General features: G+C 55.0%; 17 protein-coding genes and 1 tRNA gene. 7 read left to right on the forward strand and 11 right to left on the reverse strand.

What is annotated here, in order from left to right:
- Positions 1–14 precede the first annotated feature (14 nt).
- The 3 genes from DOQ08_RS08440 (at position 15) to DOQ08_RS08450 (ending at position 3,460) form a co-directional block, all read left to right on the forward strand.
- Positions 15–1,151 (forward strand): murein hydrolase activator EnvC family protein, encoded by a 1,137-nt coding sequence (locus DOQ08_RS08440; RefSeq protein WP_227537553.1) that lies wholly within the window; start codon positions 15–17, stop codon positions 1,149–1,151.
- A 96-nt stretch (positions 1,152–1,247) separates the two neighbouring features.
- On the forward strand, positions 1,248–2,642 hold the full coding sequence (locus DOQ08_RS08445; protein ID WP_114334465.1) for a S41 family peptidase: 1,395 nt from the start codon (positions 1,248–1,250) through the stop codon (positions 2,640–2,642).
- Positions 2,642–3,460, forward strand: coding sequence for a divergent polysaccharide deacetylase family protein (locus tag DOQ08_RS08450; protein ID WP_114334466.1), 819 nt, complete (start codon positions 2,642–2,644; stop codon positions 3,458–3,460). The genes DOQ08_RS08445 and DOQ08_RS08450 overlap by 1 nt, the downstream gene beginning before the upstream one ends.
- On the opposite strand, the gene hisF is transcribed toward DOQ08_RS08450, so the two are convergent.
- The 5 genes from hisF to DOQ08_RS08475 all read right to left on the reverse strand — a co-directional run bounded on the left by hisF (position 3,457) and on the right by DOQ08_RS08475 (position 6,833).
- On the reverse strand, positions 3,457–4,230 hold the full coding sequence (hisF, locus tag DOQ08_RS08455; RefSeq protein WP_114334467.1) for an imidazole glycerol phosphate synthase subunit HisF: 774 nt from the start codon (positions 4,228–4,230) through the stop codon (positions 3,457–3,459). The two genes, DOQ08_RS08450 and hisF, sit on opposite strands and share 4 nt — an antisense overlap.
- Positions 4,231–4,239: 9 nt before the next feature.
- A complete protein-coding gene (gene hisA / locus DOQ08_RS08460) occupies positions 4,240–4,977 on the reverse strand; it encodes a 1-(5-phosphoribosyl)-5-[(5-phosphoribosylamino)methylideneamino]imidazole-4-carboxamide isomerase (protein WP_114334732.1) in 738 nt (245 codons plus the stop codon).
- A gap of 20 nt (positions 4,978–4,997) precedes the next feature.
- Entirely contained in the window at positions 4,998–5,639 is a 642-nt protein-coding gene (hisH, locus tag DOQ08_RS08465; RefSeq protein ID WP_114334468.1) for an imidazole glycerol phosphate synthase subunit HisH, read from the reverse strand.
- A gap of 29 nt (positions 5,640–5,668) precedes the next feature.
- Entirely contained in the window at positions 5,669–6,262 is a 594-nt protein-coding gene (gene hisB / locus DOQ08_RS08470; protein ID WP_114334469.1) for an imidazoleglycerol-phosphate dehydratase HisB, read from the reverse strand.
- Positions 6,263–6,371: 109 nt separating this feature from the next.
- On the reverse strand, positions 6,372–6,833 hold the full coding sequence (locus tag DOQ08_RS08475) for an SRPBCC family protein (protein WP_114334470.1): 462 nt from the start codon (positions 6,831–6,833) through the stop codon (positions 6,372–6,374).
- Positions 6,834–7,027: 194 nt separating this feature from the next.
- Here DOQ08_RS08475 and DOQ08_RS08480 point away from each other — a divergent pair, with 194 nt between their 5' ends.
- The 4 genes from DOQ08_RS08480 to DOQ08_RS08495 all read left to right on the forward strand — a co-directional run bounded on the left by DOQ08_RS08480 (position 7,028) and on the right by DOQ08_RS08495 (position 10,860).
- The gene (locus tag DOQ08_RS08480; protein ID WP_114334471.1) at positions 7,028–9,280 is read left to right on the forward strand and encodes an AsmA family protein; all 2,253 of its coding nucleotides are present in this window, start codon (positions 7,028–7,030) and stop codon (positions 9,278–9,280) included.
- Positions 9,280–10,344: an A/G-specific adenine glycosylase gene (gene mutY, locus DOQ08_RS08485; protein ID WP_114334472.1), complete on the forward strand. Its 1,065-nt coding sequence runs from the start codon at positions 9,280–9,282 to the stop codon at positions 10,342–10,344. The genes DOQ08_RS08480 and mutY overlap by 1 nt, the downstream gene beginning before the upstream one ends.
- A 49-nt stretch (positions 10,345–10,393) precedes the next feature.
- A complete protein-coding gene (locus DOQ08_RS08490) occupies positions 10,394–10,666 on the forward strand; it encodes an oxidative damage protection protein (protein WP_114334473.1) in 273 nt (90 codons plus the stop codon).
- A 118-nt stretch (positions 10,667–10,784) separates the two neighbouring features.
- Positions 10,785–10,860 (forward strand) — tRNA-Phe (locus DOQ08_RS08495).
- A 154-nt stretch (positions 10,861–11,014) separates the two neighbouring features.
- Here DOQ08_RS08495 and DOQ08_RS08500 read toward each other — a convergent pair.
- The 6 genes from DOQ08_RS08500 to DOQ08_RS08525 form a co-directional block, all read right to left on the reverse strand.
- Positions 11,015–11,572: a PEP-CTERM sorting domain-containing protein gene (locus DOQ08_RS08500; RefSeq protein WP_114334474.1), complete on the reverse strand. Its 558-nt coding sequence runs from the start codon at positions 11,570–11,572 to the stop codon at positions 11,015–11,017.
- A gap of 186 nt (positions 11,573–11,758) precedes the next feature.
- Positions 11,759–13,000, reverse strand: coding sequence for an aromatic amino acid transporter (locus DOQ08_RS08505; RefSeq protein ID WP_206074816.1), 1,242 nt, complete (start codon positions 12,998–13,000; stop codon positions 11,759–11,761).
- Positions 12,997–14,055: an FUSC family protein gene (locus DOQ08_RS08510; protein ID WP_114334475.1), complete on the reverse strand. Its 1,059-nt coding sequence runs from the start codon at positions 14,053–14,055 to the stop codon at positions 12,997–12,999. Before DOQ08_RS08510 ends, DOQ08_RS08505 begins: the two co-directional genes overlap by 4 nt.
- 9 nt (positions 14,056–14,064) lie before the next feature.
- Complete coding sequence (locus DOQ08_RS08515; protein WP_114334476.1) at positions 14,065–15,213, reverse strand: HlyD family secretion protein; 1,149 nt, start codon at positions 15,211–15,213, stop codon at positions 14,065–14,067.
- Between the two features lie 44 nt (positions 15,214–15,257).
- Positions 15,258–15,917, reverse strand: a complete 660-nt coding sequence (locus DOQ08_RS08520) for an alpha/beta hydrolase (protein WP_114334477.1) — start codon at positions 15,915–15,917, stop codon at positions 15,258–15,260.
- A 106-nt stretch (positions 15,918–16,023) separates the two neighbouring features.
- Positions 16,024–16,395, reverse strand: coding sequence for a thiol-disulfide oxidoreductase DCC family protein (locus tag DOQ08_RS08525; protein WP_114334478.1), 372 nt, complete (start codon positions 16,393–16,395; stop codon positions 16,024–16,026).
- Between the last annotated feature and the right edge of the window lie 25 nt (positions 16,396–16,420).

Raw genomic sequence — 16,420 nt, forward strand, 5'->3', positions numbered from 1 at the left:
TAACGGCGAGCATTTTGAAACGTCTCATTGCCTTGGCGCTGGCCCTCACTTTGGGGGCTGCGCCGCTATACGCCGAGCAAGACGTCACGCCCGAACAGGTTGAAGCGTTGAAGAAGCGCATCGCCAACATAGATGAGTGGCTGGCCGATGCAGAAGAAGACCGCTCCAAGCTGGAACAACAACTCGCCGCCACCGAGCGAAACATCAGCAAACTGACCCGCGAACGCCGGGAGCTGCGCCGACAAGCTGCCGAGCAGAAGAGCCGCCTGCAAACGCTGAAAAAGCAAGAGAACGAACTCACCGAAACCCTGAACGTTCAGCGTCAAAGCCTGATGAAGCAAATTCGGGCCGCCTGGATGGAAGGCGAAGCCCCTGCCCTGAAAGTCTTACTGAACGAAACCGAGCCGGGCAATCTTGCCCGCACCATGACCTATTACGAATATCTGAGCAAAGATACCGTCGAGCGGCTGGAAGCCTTCCAGCGCAGCCTTCGCGAACTAAAAGCTGCTCGCGCGGAAGTACAAGCCACAAGGGTCGAGCTGGCTAACACCGAAGCCAGCCTGGAACAGCGCCAAAACCGCCTCGCCGAGAGCCGGAAAGAGCGAAGCAAAACCTTAGCTGCCCTAAAGAGCGACATAAAAGACCGTCGCAGCGAAAAGAAGAATCTTGAAGCCGATCAGGAACGATTGGAAAAACTATTGGACGAAGTGCAGCAGGCGATCGCCAACATCCCTTCCCCCAACGAGTCGCGGCCCTTCAAATCACAACGCAGTAAACTTGGCTGGCCGGTACGAGGCAAAGTGGTCAGCCCATACGGTGCTCTGTACGCAGACGGCAAGCTGCGCCGAAACGGTATGATCATTAACACTCAGGAAGAGGCCGAGGTAACGGCGGTACATCATGGCCGGGTTGTCTTTGCCAACTGGCTTCGTGGTTTTGGCCTGATGACCATCATCGACCACGGCGACGGCTACATGACACTGTACGGCCACAGCAGCAGCCTGTTCACGGCTCCGGGCGACTGGGTTACACCCGGCCAAACCATCGCCTTGGCTGGCCGCACCGGAGGCACCCAAGATCCTGCGCTCTATTTTGAAGTGCGCAAGAACGGAAAGCCGGTTAATCCAACCTCTTGGCTAAACAAACTTTAAGCTGAGAACTGAAAGGCTGACAAACGTTCGTGTGAACGCCATACTGTGGCAAACAACTTTCCCGTCCAACTATTGGAAACAAAACAGGATATGTGAATGAAACGGGTCCCAAGCTCTCTCCAGATTTCACCATTACGTTCTCTCGCACTCGTGGCCACCTGTTTTTTCACCCTTCCCGGACTGGCGTTTGCTCAAGACAATGACACCCAACCTCATGAGGTGATCCAGGGGCTTCAGGACGGGCAGCGAGTTGAACTGAAATTACCGGACCCGGAAAAACAGCTTCCACTGGAAGACCTGCGCAAGTTCACCGAAGTATTTGCCCGCATCAAAGGCGCTTACGTCGAAGAAGTGTCAGACAGCAAGCTGCTTGAAAGCGCGATCAAAGGCATGCTCTCCGACCTGGACCCGCACTCAACCTACCTTGCCCCGAAAGACTACGAAGAGCTTGAAGAAAGCACCTCCGGCGAATTTGGCGGTTTGGGCATTGAAGTGGGCATGGAGAACGGCTTCGTCAAAGTCATCTCCCCCATCGACGACACGCCGGCACAAAAAGCCGGGGTACAAGCGGGCGACTTGATCATCAAGCTCGATGAAAAGCCGGTCAAAGGTATGTCGCTGGAAGAAGCGGTCAACCTGATGCGCGGCAAGCCCGGCACGGTCCTCACCTTGACGATTATGCGTGAAGGCCAGAACGCGCCCATCGAGATTGATGTTACCCGTAACATCATCAAAGTCACCAGCGTTAAATCTCGTATGCTCGAAAGCGGCTACGGCTACGTTCGCATCACCCAGTTCCAGGCTGAAACCGGCCGCCAGTTCCGACAAGCCCTGAGCAAGCTGGAAAACGATTATGGCAACGATCTCAAAGGTCTGGTGATTGACCTGCGCAACAACCCGGGCGGCGTCCTGCAAGCTGCGGTTGAAGCCGCTGACGCACTGCTTGATAGTGGCCTGATCGTCTACACCGAAGGCCGCATTCAAAGTTCTCGCCTGAGATTCAGCGCCAAGAAAGGTGACTTGATGGAAGGCACGCCCATTGTCGTTCTGGTAAACGGCGGCTCTGCCTCGGCCTCGGAAATTCTGGCTGGCGCCCTGCAAGATCATAAACGGGCCGTGGTTATGGGCACCCAATCCTTCGGTAAAGGCAGCGTGCAAACCATCATCCCACTGGACGAGACCCATGCGATCAAGATGACCACTGCGCGCTACTTCACGCCAGATGGCCGTTCGATTCAGGCCAAAGGCATCACACCGGATATCGAGGTTCGCCCGGCTGAGCTGACTGAACTGGACAGCCGCCCATTCTTTACCGAGGCGGATCTAAGTGGTCACCTGGAAGGCGAGGATGAAGAGAAAGCCCGCCAGGAACGTGAAAAGAAAGAGCAAGCACGGGAGTCTGCAGAAAGCCGGGACTACCAGCTTCGTTCCGCCCTGAACCTGCTGAAAGGCATGAGCATTCTGTCTGGCTCCAAGGACAGCAAGCAGTGATGAAACGTCTAGGTGGCTTTTGGCTTGCAGCGGTTTTTGCACTGGGTTCGGGTGTTGCGCACAGCGCAGCACCGGGAGAAGCTCTGCCGCCAACCATCGCCATCATCATTGATGACGTAGGCCACAACCTGCATGAAGGTCAGCGTTTGGTGCAACTGGACCAGCCGCTGACCTTGGCATTCCTGCCTTATCGTCGCCACACGGTACGCCTTGCCAAAGAGGCTTACTCGAACGATAAAGAGGTTATGCTGCACGCCCCTATGGCCAACACCCGGAACTTCGGCCTGGGCCCCGGCGGGTTAACGCCGGACATGGACGAAGCCGCTGTGACCACCACGCTCCGTCGCGCCCTGCAGTCCATCCCCCACGTAACAGGGGTAAACAACCACATGGGCAGCCTGTTAACCCAACAAATGCAGCCGATGGAATGGGTGATGAAAGAGCTGAGCCGCTATCCGGTGTACTTTGTGGATAGCCGCACCATCGCCAGCTCCGTCGCCGGGAGCATGGCCAGCTCCTATCAAATCCCTAGCCTGACCCGTGATGTGTTTCTGGACCACGAACAAACCGAAGAATTTGTTGATCAACAATTCCAGCTTTTGATTAAAACCGCCAAAGAGAAGGGTACCGCCATCGGCATTGGCCACCCGCACACGGTGACAGTGGACTACCTGGAAAAGCATTTGCCGGAACTGGATGAGCAAGGTATTGCCATTGCAACCGTTAGAGGAATCTGGGCGATACGCAATGACAATCGGGAGATGTTTGCAGAAGGCGAAAAGCAGGCCATTCGACCTGCTTACGCCAAGAGCAATTAATCGCGGACTTCGATGCCCTGAGCCTTCATAAAGGCTTTGGCTTCAGGAATGGTGTGCTGCCCGAAGTGGAAGATAGACGCCGCCAATACGGCATCGGCCCCACCTTGGGTAACGCCATCAGCCAAGTGCTGAAGTTCACCGACCCCGCCGGAGGCAATCACCGGCACGGATACCGCATCACTGATTGCACGAGTTAAGCCAAGGTCGAAACCGATCTTGGTGCCGTCACGGTCCATACTGGTCAGCAACAGCTCACCCGCACCCATTTCGACCATCTTTACAGCCCATTCAACGGCATCCAGCCCGGTCGGTTTACGGCCACCGTGAGTGAAGATTTCCCACCGGGGCTCTTCGCCTTCGGCGCTGACTTGCTTGGCATCAATGGCCACCACAATGCACTGGCGCCCAAATCGCTCTGCAGCTTCGCGCACGAACTCCGGGTTAAATACCGCGGCGGTATTGATCGACACTTTGTCGGCGCCGGCGTTCAGCAAGTTACGGATGTCGTCTACCGTACGAACGCCACCACCAACCGTCAGCGGGATGAACACTTCAGCAGCCATACGCTCTACGGTTTCGTAGGTGGTGTCACGGCTTTCGTGACTGGCGGTGATATCCAGAAACGTAATTTCGTCTGCACCCTGTTCGTTGTAGCGCCGGGCCACTTCAACAGGATCGCCGGCGTCACGGATATCCACGAAATTTACGCCTTTAACCACTCGACCCTTGTCCACATCCAGACAAGGAATGATGCGTTTTGCCAGTGCCATGGTGCTTCCTCAGTTGTTCAAGCTGTCGCAGTAGGCTTGGGCTTCCGCGACATCGAGCGTGCCTTCGTAGATAGCACGGCCAGTGATTGCGCCCAGGATGCCCTTGTCTGCCACAGTTGCCAGACGCTTGAGGTCGTCCATGTTGGTGACACCGCCGGATGCAATCACCGGAATGCCGCCCTGCTCTGCCAAAGCTGCGGTAGCTTCAACGTTCACACCCTGCATCATGCCATCGCGGGCAATGTCGGTATAAACGATGGAGTCTACGCCGTCGTTAGCGAAACGCTTGGCCAGATCAACCGCCATCACTTCGGACACTTCGGCCCAGCCATCTGTGGCTACGCGGCCGTCTTTGGCATCCAGCCCCACGATAATGTGGCCGGGGAAGCGTTTGCACATGTCGGTAACGAATTCGGGTTCTTTAACCGCTTTAGTGCCGATGATGACCCACTGTACGCCCGCCTTCAGGTAGGCTTCGATGGTTTCGGCAGAACGGATGCCGCCACCAATCTGGATGGGCAGATCCGGGTATTTTTTGGCGATGGCTTTAACGATTTCGCCGTTTACGGGCTCACCGGCAAAGGCGCCGTTAAGGTCGACCAAATGCAAGCGACGAGCACCGGCTTCAACCCACTTGGTGGCCATATCTACCGGATCGTCTCCGAACACGGTGGAGTCGTCCATGCGGCCTTGGCGCAGTCTTACGCACTTGCCGTCTTTCAGATCGATTGCGGGGATAATCAGCATGTCTTGTTCCCTGCCCGCGTTCAGCGGTTTCCAGTCCAATTTGTGAAGTTTTCCAGCAACTGCAGCCCCGCCCGAGCACTTTTCTCAGGGTGGAACTGCACTGCAAAGGTATTGTCTTTCGCCACCGCAGCCGCCAAATCCACACCGTAATGGGTGCGGCCCGCCATATGGGTGTTGCCGTTGGCTTCGGCGTAGTAGCTGTGTACGAAGTAGAAACGGTCACCGTCCGGGATGTTGTACCATAGAGGATGATCCATCGCTTGGTGAACCTGGTTCCACCCCATATGAGGCACTTTCAGGCGCTCACCGTTTTCGGACAGATTGTCCCCGAAGTAACGCACTTCTGAAGGAAACAGGCCGATGCCCTCCACTCCGCCGTTTTCTTCACTTCGAGCCATCAGCGCCTGCATACCCACGCAAATGCCCAGAAAGGGGCGGTCCTGAGAGACTTCTTTCACCAGCTTGTCCACTTCCAAGCGGCGAATTTCAGCCATGCAATCACGAATGGCGCCAACGCCAGGCAGGATCACCCGGTCGGCTTCGCGTATCTGATCGGCGTTATCGGTTACCAATACGGTACAATCCGGGGCCACATGCTCCACGGCTTTCCGCGCGGAGTGCAAATTGCCCATACCGTAGTCGATGATGGCGACGGTCTTCATGGTGGTTCAGATTCCTGTTGGCAACCGGATTACAGAGCGCCTTTGGTAGACGGCATGATGCCGGCCATACGCTCGTCCATCTCAATGGTCATGCGCAGGGCACGGCCGAAGGCTTTGTACACGGTTTCAATCTGGTGGTGGGTGTTCTTACCCTTCAGATTGTCGATGTGGACGGTTGTCATGGAGTGGTTCACAAACCCACGGAAGAACTCTTCGAACAGGTCTACGTCGAAACCACCAACCACCGCACGAGTGTAGGGAATGTTCATGCACAGGCCTGGACGGCCAGAAAGGTCGATCACAACGCGGGAAAGCGCTTCATCCAGCGGCACGTAGGCATGACCGTAGCGGCGAATCCCTTTTTTATCGCCCACGGCCTGCTTGAACGCTTGGCCCAAGGTGATGCCGATGTCTTCCACGGTGTGGTGATCATCAATGTAGGTATCGCCTTTGCAGGTGATATCCAGGTCGATCAAACCATGGCGGGCGATCTGGTCCATCATGTGGTCGAGAAAAGGCACGCCCGTGTCGAAACGAGCTTTGCCGGTACCGTCGAGATTGATCTCAACAGTGATCTGGGTTTCAAGGGTATTTCGCTCTACCCGAGCCTTACGTTCAGCCATGGAGACTCCGTTGTAAAAACTGGCTTGCTACCGAAAACTTAGATGTTTACGGATTATACCGATTTACACAGCAGGAGTCCCGCAATGGACTGTATCGTCAGGATCAGGTTTAGAACGCGTTTTTCAGGTTGTTCATGTAAGTGTCAACCAAGCTGTTAAACTCGTGCTTGATAACAGGACTGATAGCCAGCTTAAGCAGGCTTGGCAGGGGCAAAGTCAGAGCGGCACTGGTTTGGAAGCGCAGGCTTGTGGTGTTCGCATCTTTGGCGGTGACAACCCAGGATCCGCTCACGACCCCATTACCTTCGCCTTTAACCGGTTCCCAGGTAATTTTGCCGGCGTCTTTATCTGCATAGTACTTACAGGCGTAAACCGACTGAATGGCGTGCTTATCAATACCCACCTTTTCCATTTCCCAGCGATAGGTGTTGTCGCCAAGATCAACCAACTTTTCTACTTTAGGAAAATGACTGACGGATTCGGGCACATCTGCCAGCAGGTCGAATACTTCGTCATAGCTCGCCTGAATTTCCAGTTCACGGTTAAGCTCGATTGAAACAGTGATAGCCACATCCGACTCCTTGTTATGCTTATTTGCGTGACAGAGCGTTTTCCCCGGCACGTTTGCGGTGTATTTTGAACCAAGACTACCGCATTGTCATATTCCTGCACTGTTAATTTGCTAACCCTGCGTTATCCTTTAAGTAATTCATTCGTCATACATCAGGCAATTCCCTTCATCAGGGAAGAAAAGGAAATCATGTAATGAAAGTCCTACGCTACGCGCTCTATGCCCTCATAGGCCTTGTCGTCCTGGCTGTCGCAGCCGTTGCTATCGCTGTGGCCGTAATTAATCCAAATGACTACAAACCGCAAATTGAAGCGGCAGTCGAGAAGCAAACCAATCTGGATCTGATTCTTGAAGGCGATATTGGCTGGTCCTTCATCCCGCTAGGCCTGGAACTGAATAAAGTAGAAGCAACGCTGGAAGGCGAGCGTTTTGTGGCTCTGGAGCAATTGATTGCCCAGATCGATTTTTGGTCACTGATTGCCATGTCACCGCAGGTGAACACCTTCGTCCTTAACGGCCTGGACGCGCATTTCGAAGTGAATGAGCAAGGCGAAGGCAACTGGGCCCGGATCATGGCAGAGAAGCCAGCCGGTGCCGAAGAACCCGAAAAGGCGGACACTACAGAAACACCGGCAGGCGCTGAACAAACCGCAGAGTCCAGTGAAGGCGGCGACGCCCTTAACTTCAACGTAGAGAACGTTGAAATCAGCAACGCCCGTGTTCACTACAACGACCTGAGCACCGGGCAGTCGGTTGTACTGGAAGACTTCTCGGTGATGGCCAGCAACATCACGTTAGGTTCCGAGTTCCCGCTGGATATTCAATTCAAGGTAGAAACCGCACAACCCAAGCTGGCTGTAGATGGCAGCATCAGCGCCAACCTGAAAGCCAATCAGGCGCTGAACGAATTCACCATGTCTGGCCTGAAAGCCGTCTTCGACATGAACGGCGAACCGTTTGGCGGCAAATCTGTCACCGCAGAACTGGGCGGTTCTCTGGCGGCCAACCTCGAAGATGAAACCGCGTCACTGAGCGATTTCACCGCCAGCCTGGCCAACCTGAAGCTAAGCACCAACCTTAACGTAAAAGGCTTTGGCGACAAGCCAGCCCTGGATGGCAACCTGGCCATTTCAGAGTTTTCTCTGAAGAAGCTGCTTAGCAATCTTGGCCAACCAGCCATTGAGACGGCTGACCCAGATGTACTGAAAGCCATCGCGTTTTCAACCAACCTTGGCGGCAAGCCGGGTACAGTGGCATTGAGTGATCTTAAGATCATCTTGGACGACACCCAATTCAACGGTAACGGCAGCTATACCCTGAGCAACGGTGGTCTGGTCTTCAATCTGCAAGGCGACAAGCTAAACGCAGACCGTTATTTGCCACCGGCCGCTGAAGAAGGCGCTGCTGGAGAAACAGCCAGCAACACCGATAGCCCGGCAACAGAGACCGCCTCGGCCAACCAGCCGGAAACCGACCTGCTCCCACTGGACACTCTGCGTTCGTTGCTATTGGACATCAATTTCGATTTGGGCGAACTCGTTGTCAGCAACCTGACCATCAACGAAATCAAAGCCAGCACCACGGCTAAAGATGGCCTGCTGAAGGTCGACGAATTCAGCGGCAAGCTTTACTACGGCACCTTCGGCGCCAACGTCACCATTGATGCCCGCACCGACAACCCGAAATGGAAAATCCGCTCAGATGTTAACAACGTGCAAACGCTTCCGCTGCTGACTCAGCTGGCAGAGGTCGACATGCTGTCTGGCGGCGCCAACCTGAATCTTGCCGTAGACACGACCGGCAACCGCATCTCGGCATTGCGAAACAACGCTAAAGGTGAAGTCAGCTTTAATCTCGCCGAAGGTGAGTTCCGAAAAATGAACCTCACGCGTATGGCTTGCCAGGGCATCGCACTGGTCAATCAGGAACAGCTGTCCACTTCTGACTGGGGTTCAACCACACCGTTCAACGACATGCGTGGCACGCTCAAGATCGACGGCAACACCCTGAACAACACAGACCTGGTGGCTGAACTGGCCGGCATGCGCCTGGAAGGCGATGGCACTGTTGACCTAGAGCAAAGCGAACTTGATTACGAAGTCGGGCTGCGCATTGTGGGTGACATCCACCGCGACCAAGCCTGCCGGACTACCGAGTACGTGCAGAATGTAGTGATTCCGGTTGAATGCCGCGGCAATTTCGCCGAAGACCCGGCCGGCCTGTGCTCCTTTGACGGTTCCCGTTTTCGCGACACACTGAAAGACATTGCGGCCAATGCTGCTCGCGCGAAAGCGAAAGAGGAAATCGACCGCGCCAAGGCTAAAGCAGGAGAAAAGGTGGACGAAGCCAAGCAGAAGGCAAAAGACAAAGTTGACGAAAAACTTAAGGAAAAGCTGGGCGAAGAAGGCGGCAAAGTGAAGGATGCGCTCAAAGGTTTGTTCAACTAATGCCGGACCTGTTCGCCGAAAAGCTGCTTGATTGGTACGACAACCACGGCAGGCACAACCTGCCGTGGCACCATGACCGTAACGCTTACCGCGTCTGGGTTTCTGAAATCATGCTTCAGCAAACCCAGGTCGCCACCGTAATCCCTTATTTTGAAGCCTTTATGGCCAGCTTCCCGGACGTTCAGGCACTGGCCTCGGCACCTGAAGATGCCGTGCTCAGCCACTGGTCCGGCCTTGGCTACTACGCTCGGGCCCGCAACCTGCACAAAGCGGCCAAGCAAATCGTCGAGGCTTATGACGGTGAGTTTCCGCAAGATCAGGAGGCGCTAGAGTCACTCACGGGCATCGGACGTTCAACGGCAGCCGCCATTCTGGCCCAAGCCTTTGGCAAGCGCGCCGCGATTCTGGACGGCAACGTAAAACGGGTTTTGGCCCGCTACCACGCTGTACCCGGCTGGCCGGGGCAAAGCGCTGTACTAAAGCAGCTGTGGCAACATGCTGAAACTCACACACCGAACCACCGCGTGCGTGATTACACCCAGGGCATTATGGATCTGGGTGCTATGGTGTGCACTCGCAGCAAACCTAAATGCGACAGTTGCCCGCTCAATAGTGGGTGCGTTGCCTATGCAGAAAGCCAAACCCACCTTTACCCCGGCTCCAAGCCGAAAAAACAGAAGCCGGAAAAAACCACCTGGATGCTGATCTTTGAAGATACCGAAGGCCGCATTCTGCTAGAAAGACGACCGCCCAGCGGCATTTGGGGCGGCCTCTGGAGCCTTCCAGAGCTGGACCCAGCCTACGGCGCTGAAGAGCTGCAAGAAGCCTGCGAGAAGGAGCTAGGGCTTGTGTGCAGCGATCCAGAGTTGATCAGCGGCTTTCGCCATACGTTCAGCCACTATCACCTCCACATACAGCCGGCCCGCCTGCCTGTATCTGGCAACACCAGAATCGCGGATTCAGAAAGCCAGCGCTGGCTACACCGCGACGAAGCACTCACGCTAGGCCTGCCAGCGCCCATTCGCAGCCTGCTGACCGAGCCGGAGCAAAGCGCCCTGCTCTGATCCAATCTGTTATCATGCTTGCTGCAACAACCCCAACATAGGAGTCATCATGAGCCGCACTGTATTCTGCCGAAAGTACCAGAAGGAGATGGAAGGCCTGTCCATGCCTCCGATGCCCGGCCCCAAGGGCCAGGATATTTTTGAAAACATTTCCAAGGCCGCCTGGGAAGAATGGCAGAATCAGCAGACCATGCTGATCAACGAAAAGCACCTGAATCTGATGGACGTGAACAACCGTAAGTACCTGCAAGCGCAGATGGACCATTTCTTCAATAACGAGCCTTTCGACAAGGCCGAAGGGTATGTTCCACCCGAAAAGTAAGGAATTTGTTCAAGGCCTGATCAACTGCGGAAATATTAAGAAATTTTTGCTCGCCGGCCTTGACTCCCAAACCCTAAACCGGTTTAATAGCGCCCCGTTGGAGCACATAGCTCAACACGCCCGGATAGCTCAGTCGGTAGAGCAGAGGATTGAAAATCCTCGTGTCGGTGGTTCGATTCCGCCTCCGGGCACCACTAATTTCTCGATCAAGCCCGCTTCTAAGCGGGCTTTTTCGTTTCTGGCCAATAATTTTTTTCATAAGTTACGCAGCCCAACATCCACCCCATCAAAAAAAACGGCCCGGGATCCAATAGATGCCGAGCCGTCCGAAGAACCTACTCCCAAGTATTACTTGTGGGCTCTTCGCCTAGCCATACCTAGTCCCAACAAACCCAAGCCAATCAAAGCCAGCGTGCTTGGCTCGGGCACTTTAGTGGTAGGCTGTCCATTGTAATAGATAGAGGCGTGCGACAAATCTTTACCTGACGCCCATCTTCCGGAAAGAGGATCAGCAACAGTCAGATCGAGTAGAAACGCCCCGAACCCATTCCCCGCCTTGAGCGTAATCACGATATTGCTTAGACCAGCGAGCGTATCGATCGCCCAATTTCCGGACTTGTCTCCGTTCGTCGGTGCAGTTAAAAACTCAATCACTCCATCACCATCTGGACCATCGTTTTTATCCGAGAGTACCCAACCGGTCATTCCAAAAAGTGAAAAACTTGCGTCAATCTGGTTGGTGTCATTACCACTGAAACACGCTTTATTCGATGCATCGGACAGCGAATAGCTAGTTCCACCGGGACCAGGAACGCTGCACGTCATCAACGCGGCCTGTGCTGGACTGCCTGCTATCAAAAGCCATGCAAGAGAACTTGCAGCCATTAGTCGAATTGTAGCTTTCATTACCGTTACCCCTTATGAATCTTACAAAGATTCCTTCGATACGATCTGAGGCAAAAATCGCTCCACAGCAGGCAATATCAATTTAATACAGGTGCTTAAAAAAACAGCTCACTGGCTCACTTATGCAAAATGTAAAGTTTGCTGACAGATTAGTTACGAGGAGCGAAGCTTTTTATCTCTTCTAAATTACGCCATCCCCAACTCCGCCTCCGGCAACCATCCCGCCAGCCCCATGAAGTGAAACACAATGGTCAACACCCCGAAGACCAGCACCAGAATAACCGCCGCCTTGCCTCCCGGCGCCATAAAGCCGGTATAACCACCCTCCATCATCCTGGATTTTCGAGCCAACAATGCCGGAACAATGCATGCCCATACCGCAGCTGCAGCACCGGCATAGCCTATGGCTAATACAAAGCCGAATGGCGCGAGCAAAGAGAGCAGCAGCGGCGGCACAAAGGTGATCGCCCAGGTTTTGGTGCGCCCTTTACGATCATTTTTAAAGCCTAGCAGATCTGCCATAAAGTCGAACGTACCCAGGCCAACGCCCACGAACGATGACAAAATCGCGGCCGTCGAGAAAGCACTGATGGTATTGGCAACCCGCTCAGAATCGATGGCGAACCCGAGCGCCGCCAACAACACATCTACATCGCCGCCCTGCGCCACCACAGGCCCAAAGCTCGCTCGCGGCAAGTTACCGAAGATGCTTAACAACCACACCAGATAAAACGTCAAAGCCACTGCCGTGCCGCCAACAATCGCCTTCTGGGCTTTGCGCTCTTCGCCGTAATAGGCTCGCAAAGAGGCAACCGAATGGTGGTAACCAAACGAAGTGAGCGCCACAGGCAGCATGGCCATGGCGTAAGGCGCGTATTGGCCATTCACATTCGCCGCGTCGAATAGAATGCCGAGATCAATTCGTGCTGCCAAGCCGAACACACCCAGCACAAAACTGAGCAACATAAACGTCACCAGCACAACCGACAGCCGGTCCACCGCACGAGTCGAATGCCACACCACCAAAGAAAAAAGCAGCACGAAGGCCACCGATGCCAGCTTGCTATCCACCCCTGTCATGCTTTGAATGATCAATCCCGACGAGGTGATATAGGCGTACAGCAAAATCCCGCCCACGAAATACACCGTCAGGTTACTGAAAACGTTCACCCGCGCGCCCAACAAGGATTTGGTGACCGTGTTGAACGATGCCCGCAAATCAAAATGCTTGAACGCTTCCAGCAGCATCCAGCCGGATAAGGTCATAACCACCATGGTGAGCACCAAGGCCAAACTGGACCAGACCGTCCAGGCACCGGCACCAGAGCTGGGCAGCCCCAGCATACCCGCCCCAACGCACACACTGGCGATGATACTTGCGCCGCCAATCAGCGACGGTACCGGTTTGGATTTCACTTGCTCGGTCACTTAGCCTCCGCCACAGGTTTGCTGTTATCAATCGGAGCCGGGTTATCAGGCTCCTTCTGCCAGTTGGTCAATGCGTCCAGCAAAGCCACCAGAAATGCAGCGGACAAGGCTCCGCCAACCGTGAGTACCAATCGGGTAAAGGTCGCGTAGCCGGCGTCTTGGGTAGACAGAGCCCCGGCAATCAATGCCAGCGATACCGAGAATGCATACTGGTACACCATGCTTGGATGTTTGCCATCCAACATGCGGGTACCTAAAAACAGCCCGCCAAGAAAGATCAGGCCTAGCACGACCGTCAGATACTGCAGGTAGGAGAACAGCACAAGAATCACCAAGGCCAAAGCTCCGCCATAGGCCGTCGCCCGAATACGCTGACTGGCTTCGTAGAACACGGCGTGCCGGGTCGGAAACACCAGAACCATGGCGGCAATCACCGCCATCATCATGTCGGACGGCTGCATCACGGTGTATAGCCAGAAACTCAGCACCAGCAACACCGTCGCCCGAACGATAGCACCGGTCACTACCCCGCCCTCAGCAGGTGTCGGCTCATCAACATGTTGCTCTTTGGTGTTTGGTGGAAACAACGCGTACACCAGGGGGCCGACCACCAAGGCGACTAACGAGGCCTGGGTAAAACCGTCTCTCAGAACTTCCACCGTGGCATTGCCATTCATCCCCATGACCGACACCAACACCGCCACCACGACGATCAACATACCCGCCTGCGCGCCGGTCTGCAGGATCATCCGAAAGCCGATGAAATAAACCCACCACATCACCAGCACAAACACCAAAGGCATAGGCCGCAACAGCTCAATCAGAGATGTCATCAACCACACCATGACGATCATGGCTATGGGTCCACCGATGGCTTTACCGAGATTCATCGCTTTACGTTGGGATGCAACCAAGCCAACCGGCAAAGCAGCGATAATCGCTGGCAAGGCCGGGTCCAGAATGGGAATAGCCGCGCAGGACAACAAACCGGTTGCGCCCAGACGGACGGCATAGAGCGGGTCTTCGCTAACCCGCGGTGCCGGAGTTACGTACATGGCGCGCTCCTAGTGCAGGTAGCTGACCCAAGATCGGATTTTTTGCAGACCGCGAACCAACAAGGCAATCGGATTGTTCTCTCCGCCGGTCAGGATAACCGCATGGACCTTACCGCCTACACGAACCTTGTTCGGCCAGTTTTCCACACCGCCTTCCAGCTCAACCCGCACCGGGATATGCCGGGCGGGCTCAAACCAGCGATTGGACGACTGGTCAGCAACCAAACCGCCCTTCTCCTGACGACCGATATCGATACCCCAGGCAATGCTCTGTACCCGACCATCGAAGATTTCTCCGGGCACCGCGTCGAAGACCAATCGCACCGGGTCGCCGGGCTCCAGCAGTTGCAACTGGTTTTCCCGCAGGTCTACGGTGATCCAGGCGCCTCGGGCATCGATGAAGGTCATCGCTGGGTTGCCAGCATTCACGAAGTGGCCCTCAGACAGAGTCACGTTGGTCACTACACCTCTGTGGGGCGCGCGCACAGTTGTTGATGCCAGATCATACTGAGCTCGTTCCAGTTGGGCTTGCGCCGCGAGGATGGTCGGATTCTCGGCCCCTTTTGGCCCGAGCTGCACCCGGGCACTTTCAAGATTGGCCCGAGCCGCACTCAACTGAGCTTCAGCATCAGCCACTTTGGTTCTGGCGGCATCGCCCTGAGCTGTTGGAACAATCCCGCGGGCTTCTAGCTTCAAGGTGCGCTCTGCGTCGGTACGCGCCATATCCAATTGGGTGCGGGCTTGGGTGACTGCAGCCTGTGCGGCGACCAACGATGCCACTGAGGCATCTATCCCTTGTGCAGCGGAGGCAAGATTCGCTTCCGCTTGCTTGAGCGCAAGTTCGAACGGCCTACGATCAATCGAGAACAATGGATCTCCAGCTTCCACGACAGCGTTGTCAGTCACGTCTACCGAGACAACTTCACCGGCTACCCGAGGTGCTATCTGAACCACATGAGCGGACACCACCCCACGTGACGAAGACGGAGCCAGTCGGTCACTGAGGGCATAAATAAACACCAGGGCGATCAACACCAGCACAACAACAGTGGCAACAGCTTTGGCGGGATTTTTCCGGGCGGTTTCATCTTGCGAGGTGGCAGTTGCAGGTACGGTTTCTTCCGTTGGCGATTCAGCCGGATTCGCATCAGTACTCATACAAAACCCTTTTTTAGAATTTTTTCTGAAGTATAGACGCCTGCTTACGCCAAAAGTGTTTTCAGGAATCGGTCCAGATCTCTGACTTCTTCCAGGCACAAACTGTGCTCCATGCCATAGCTTTGGTACTCGGGCTCAAATTCCAGATCTTGCAACGTTTTATGAGCCGCTTGCCCCAAACGCTCCATTACGATCTGATCAAACCGGCCATGGCCGATAAAAATCGGTAAGTTGCGGTTGGCATCGCTCAATTCTATGGAATCGGCCGTGGCAAAGTAGGTGGATAAAGCAAACAAACCACCCAAACGCTCCGGGTAGCTCAAGGCCAATTCGTAGGCCACCGCACCACCCTGAGAGAACCCCCCAAGAATGATGTTCTCACTGGCCACACCCCGTTCACGCTCGGCCTTGATCAACTCTGCCACCATACCCGCAGACGCACGAAGCTGCTCCGCATCTACTTTGCGGTCAACGTCCATGGCAAGAATGTCGTACCAGGCGGGCATCACCATGCCACCGTTAATGGTCACCGGCAGTTCGGGGGCATGAGGAAAGATAAAACGCACAGGGGTTTCACGGGAGAAAGCGAATTCCGGCACTACCGGCTCGAAATCGTGACCACTGGCGCCAAGGCCATGCAGCCAGATAATAGTGTGCTGGGGCTCGGGACCGGTATCGATCTGCAATGCGTTCAACTTTGCCATGGGGACTCCCGTCAATTAGGTAAATAAACCCCGCATCATACAGCTTGGATAATTTTCTACACCAGCAAACGGGAAAGAATATGAATCTCCGGACCACCCCGAAACACTAGTTTCCGGAGCGCTCAGCAAGCCGGCGAGCAACCCAGCGATGATAAAGCGCGGCCAAGCAGGGCCGGATCACAGGCAGCCCAATCATCCAAGCGAGCGGTTTCAACACCGGCACCCGGGACATCAGCAGGATGTAGGCGTCCATCTCTTGATGGATCTTTCCCGCACTGTCTTTCACGTGCAACTCTCTCAAGGCTTTATCCGGGTCTACACCTTGAGCCTTCAATTCTTCGTCACGGCCGGTGATGTCCAGCCACCCTACGGAGTCGCCGCCATGGCCGGCCAGCTTTTCATACCAGCGGCGATCCCGAATGCAGGTCGGGCAAGCGCCATCGTAAAACACCAACAATTTACCTTTATCCTGAGCCATAGAACCCTCCTGTCGAGCGCACTTA

Source organism: Marinobacter litoralis, from assembly GCF_003336705.1.
Lineage (GTDB): Bacteria > Pseudomonadota > Gammaproteobacteria > Pseudomonadales > Oleiphilaceae > Marinobacter > Marinobacter litoralis.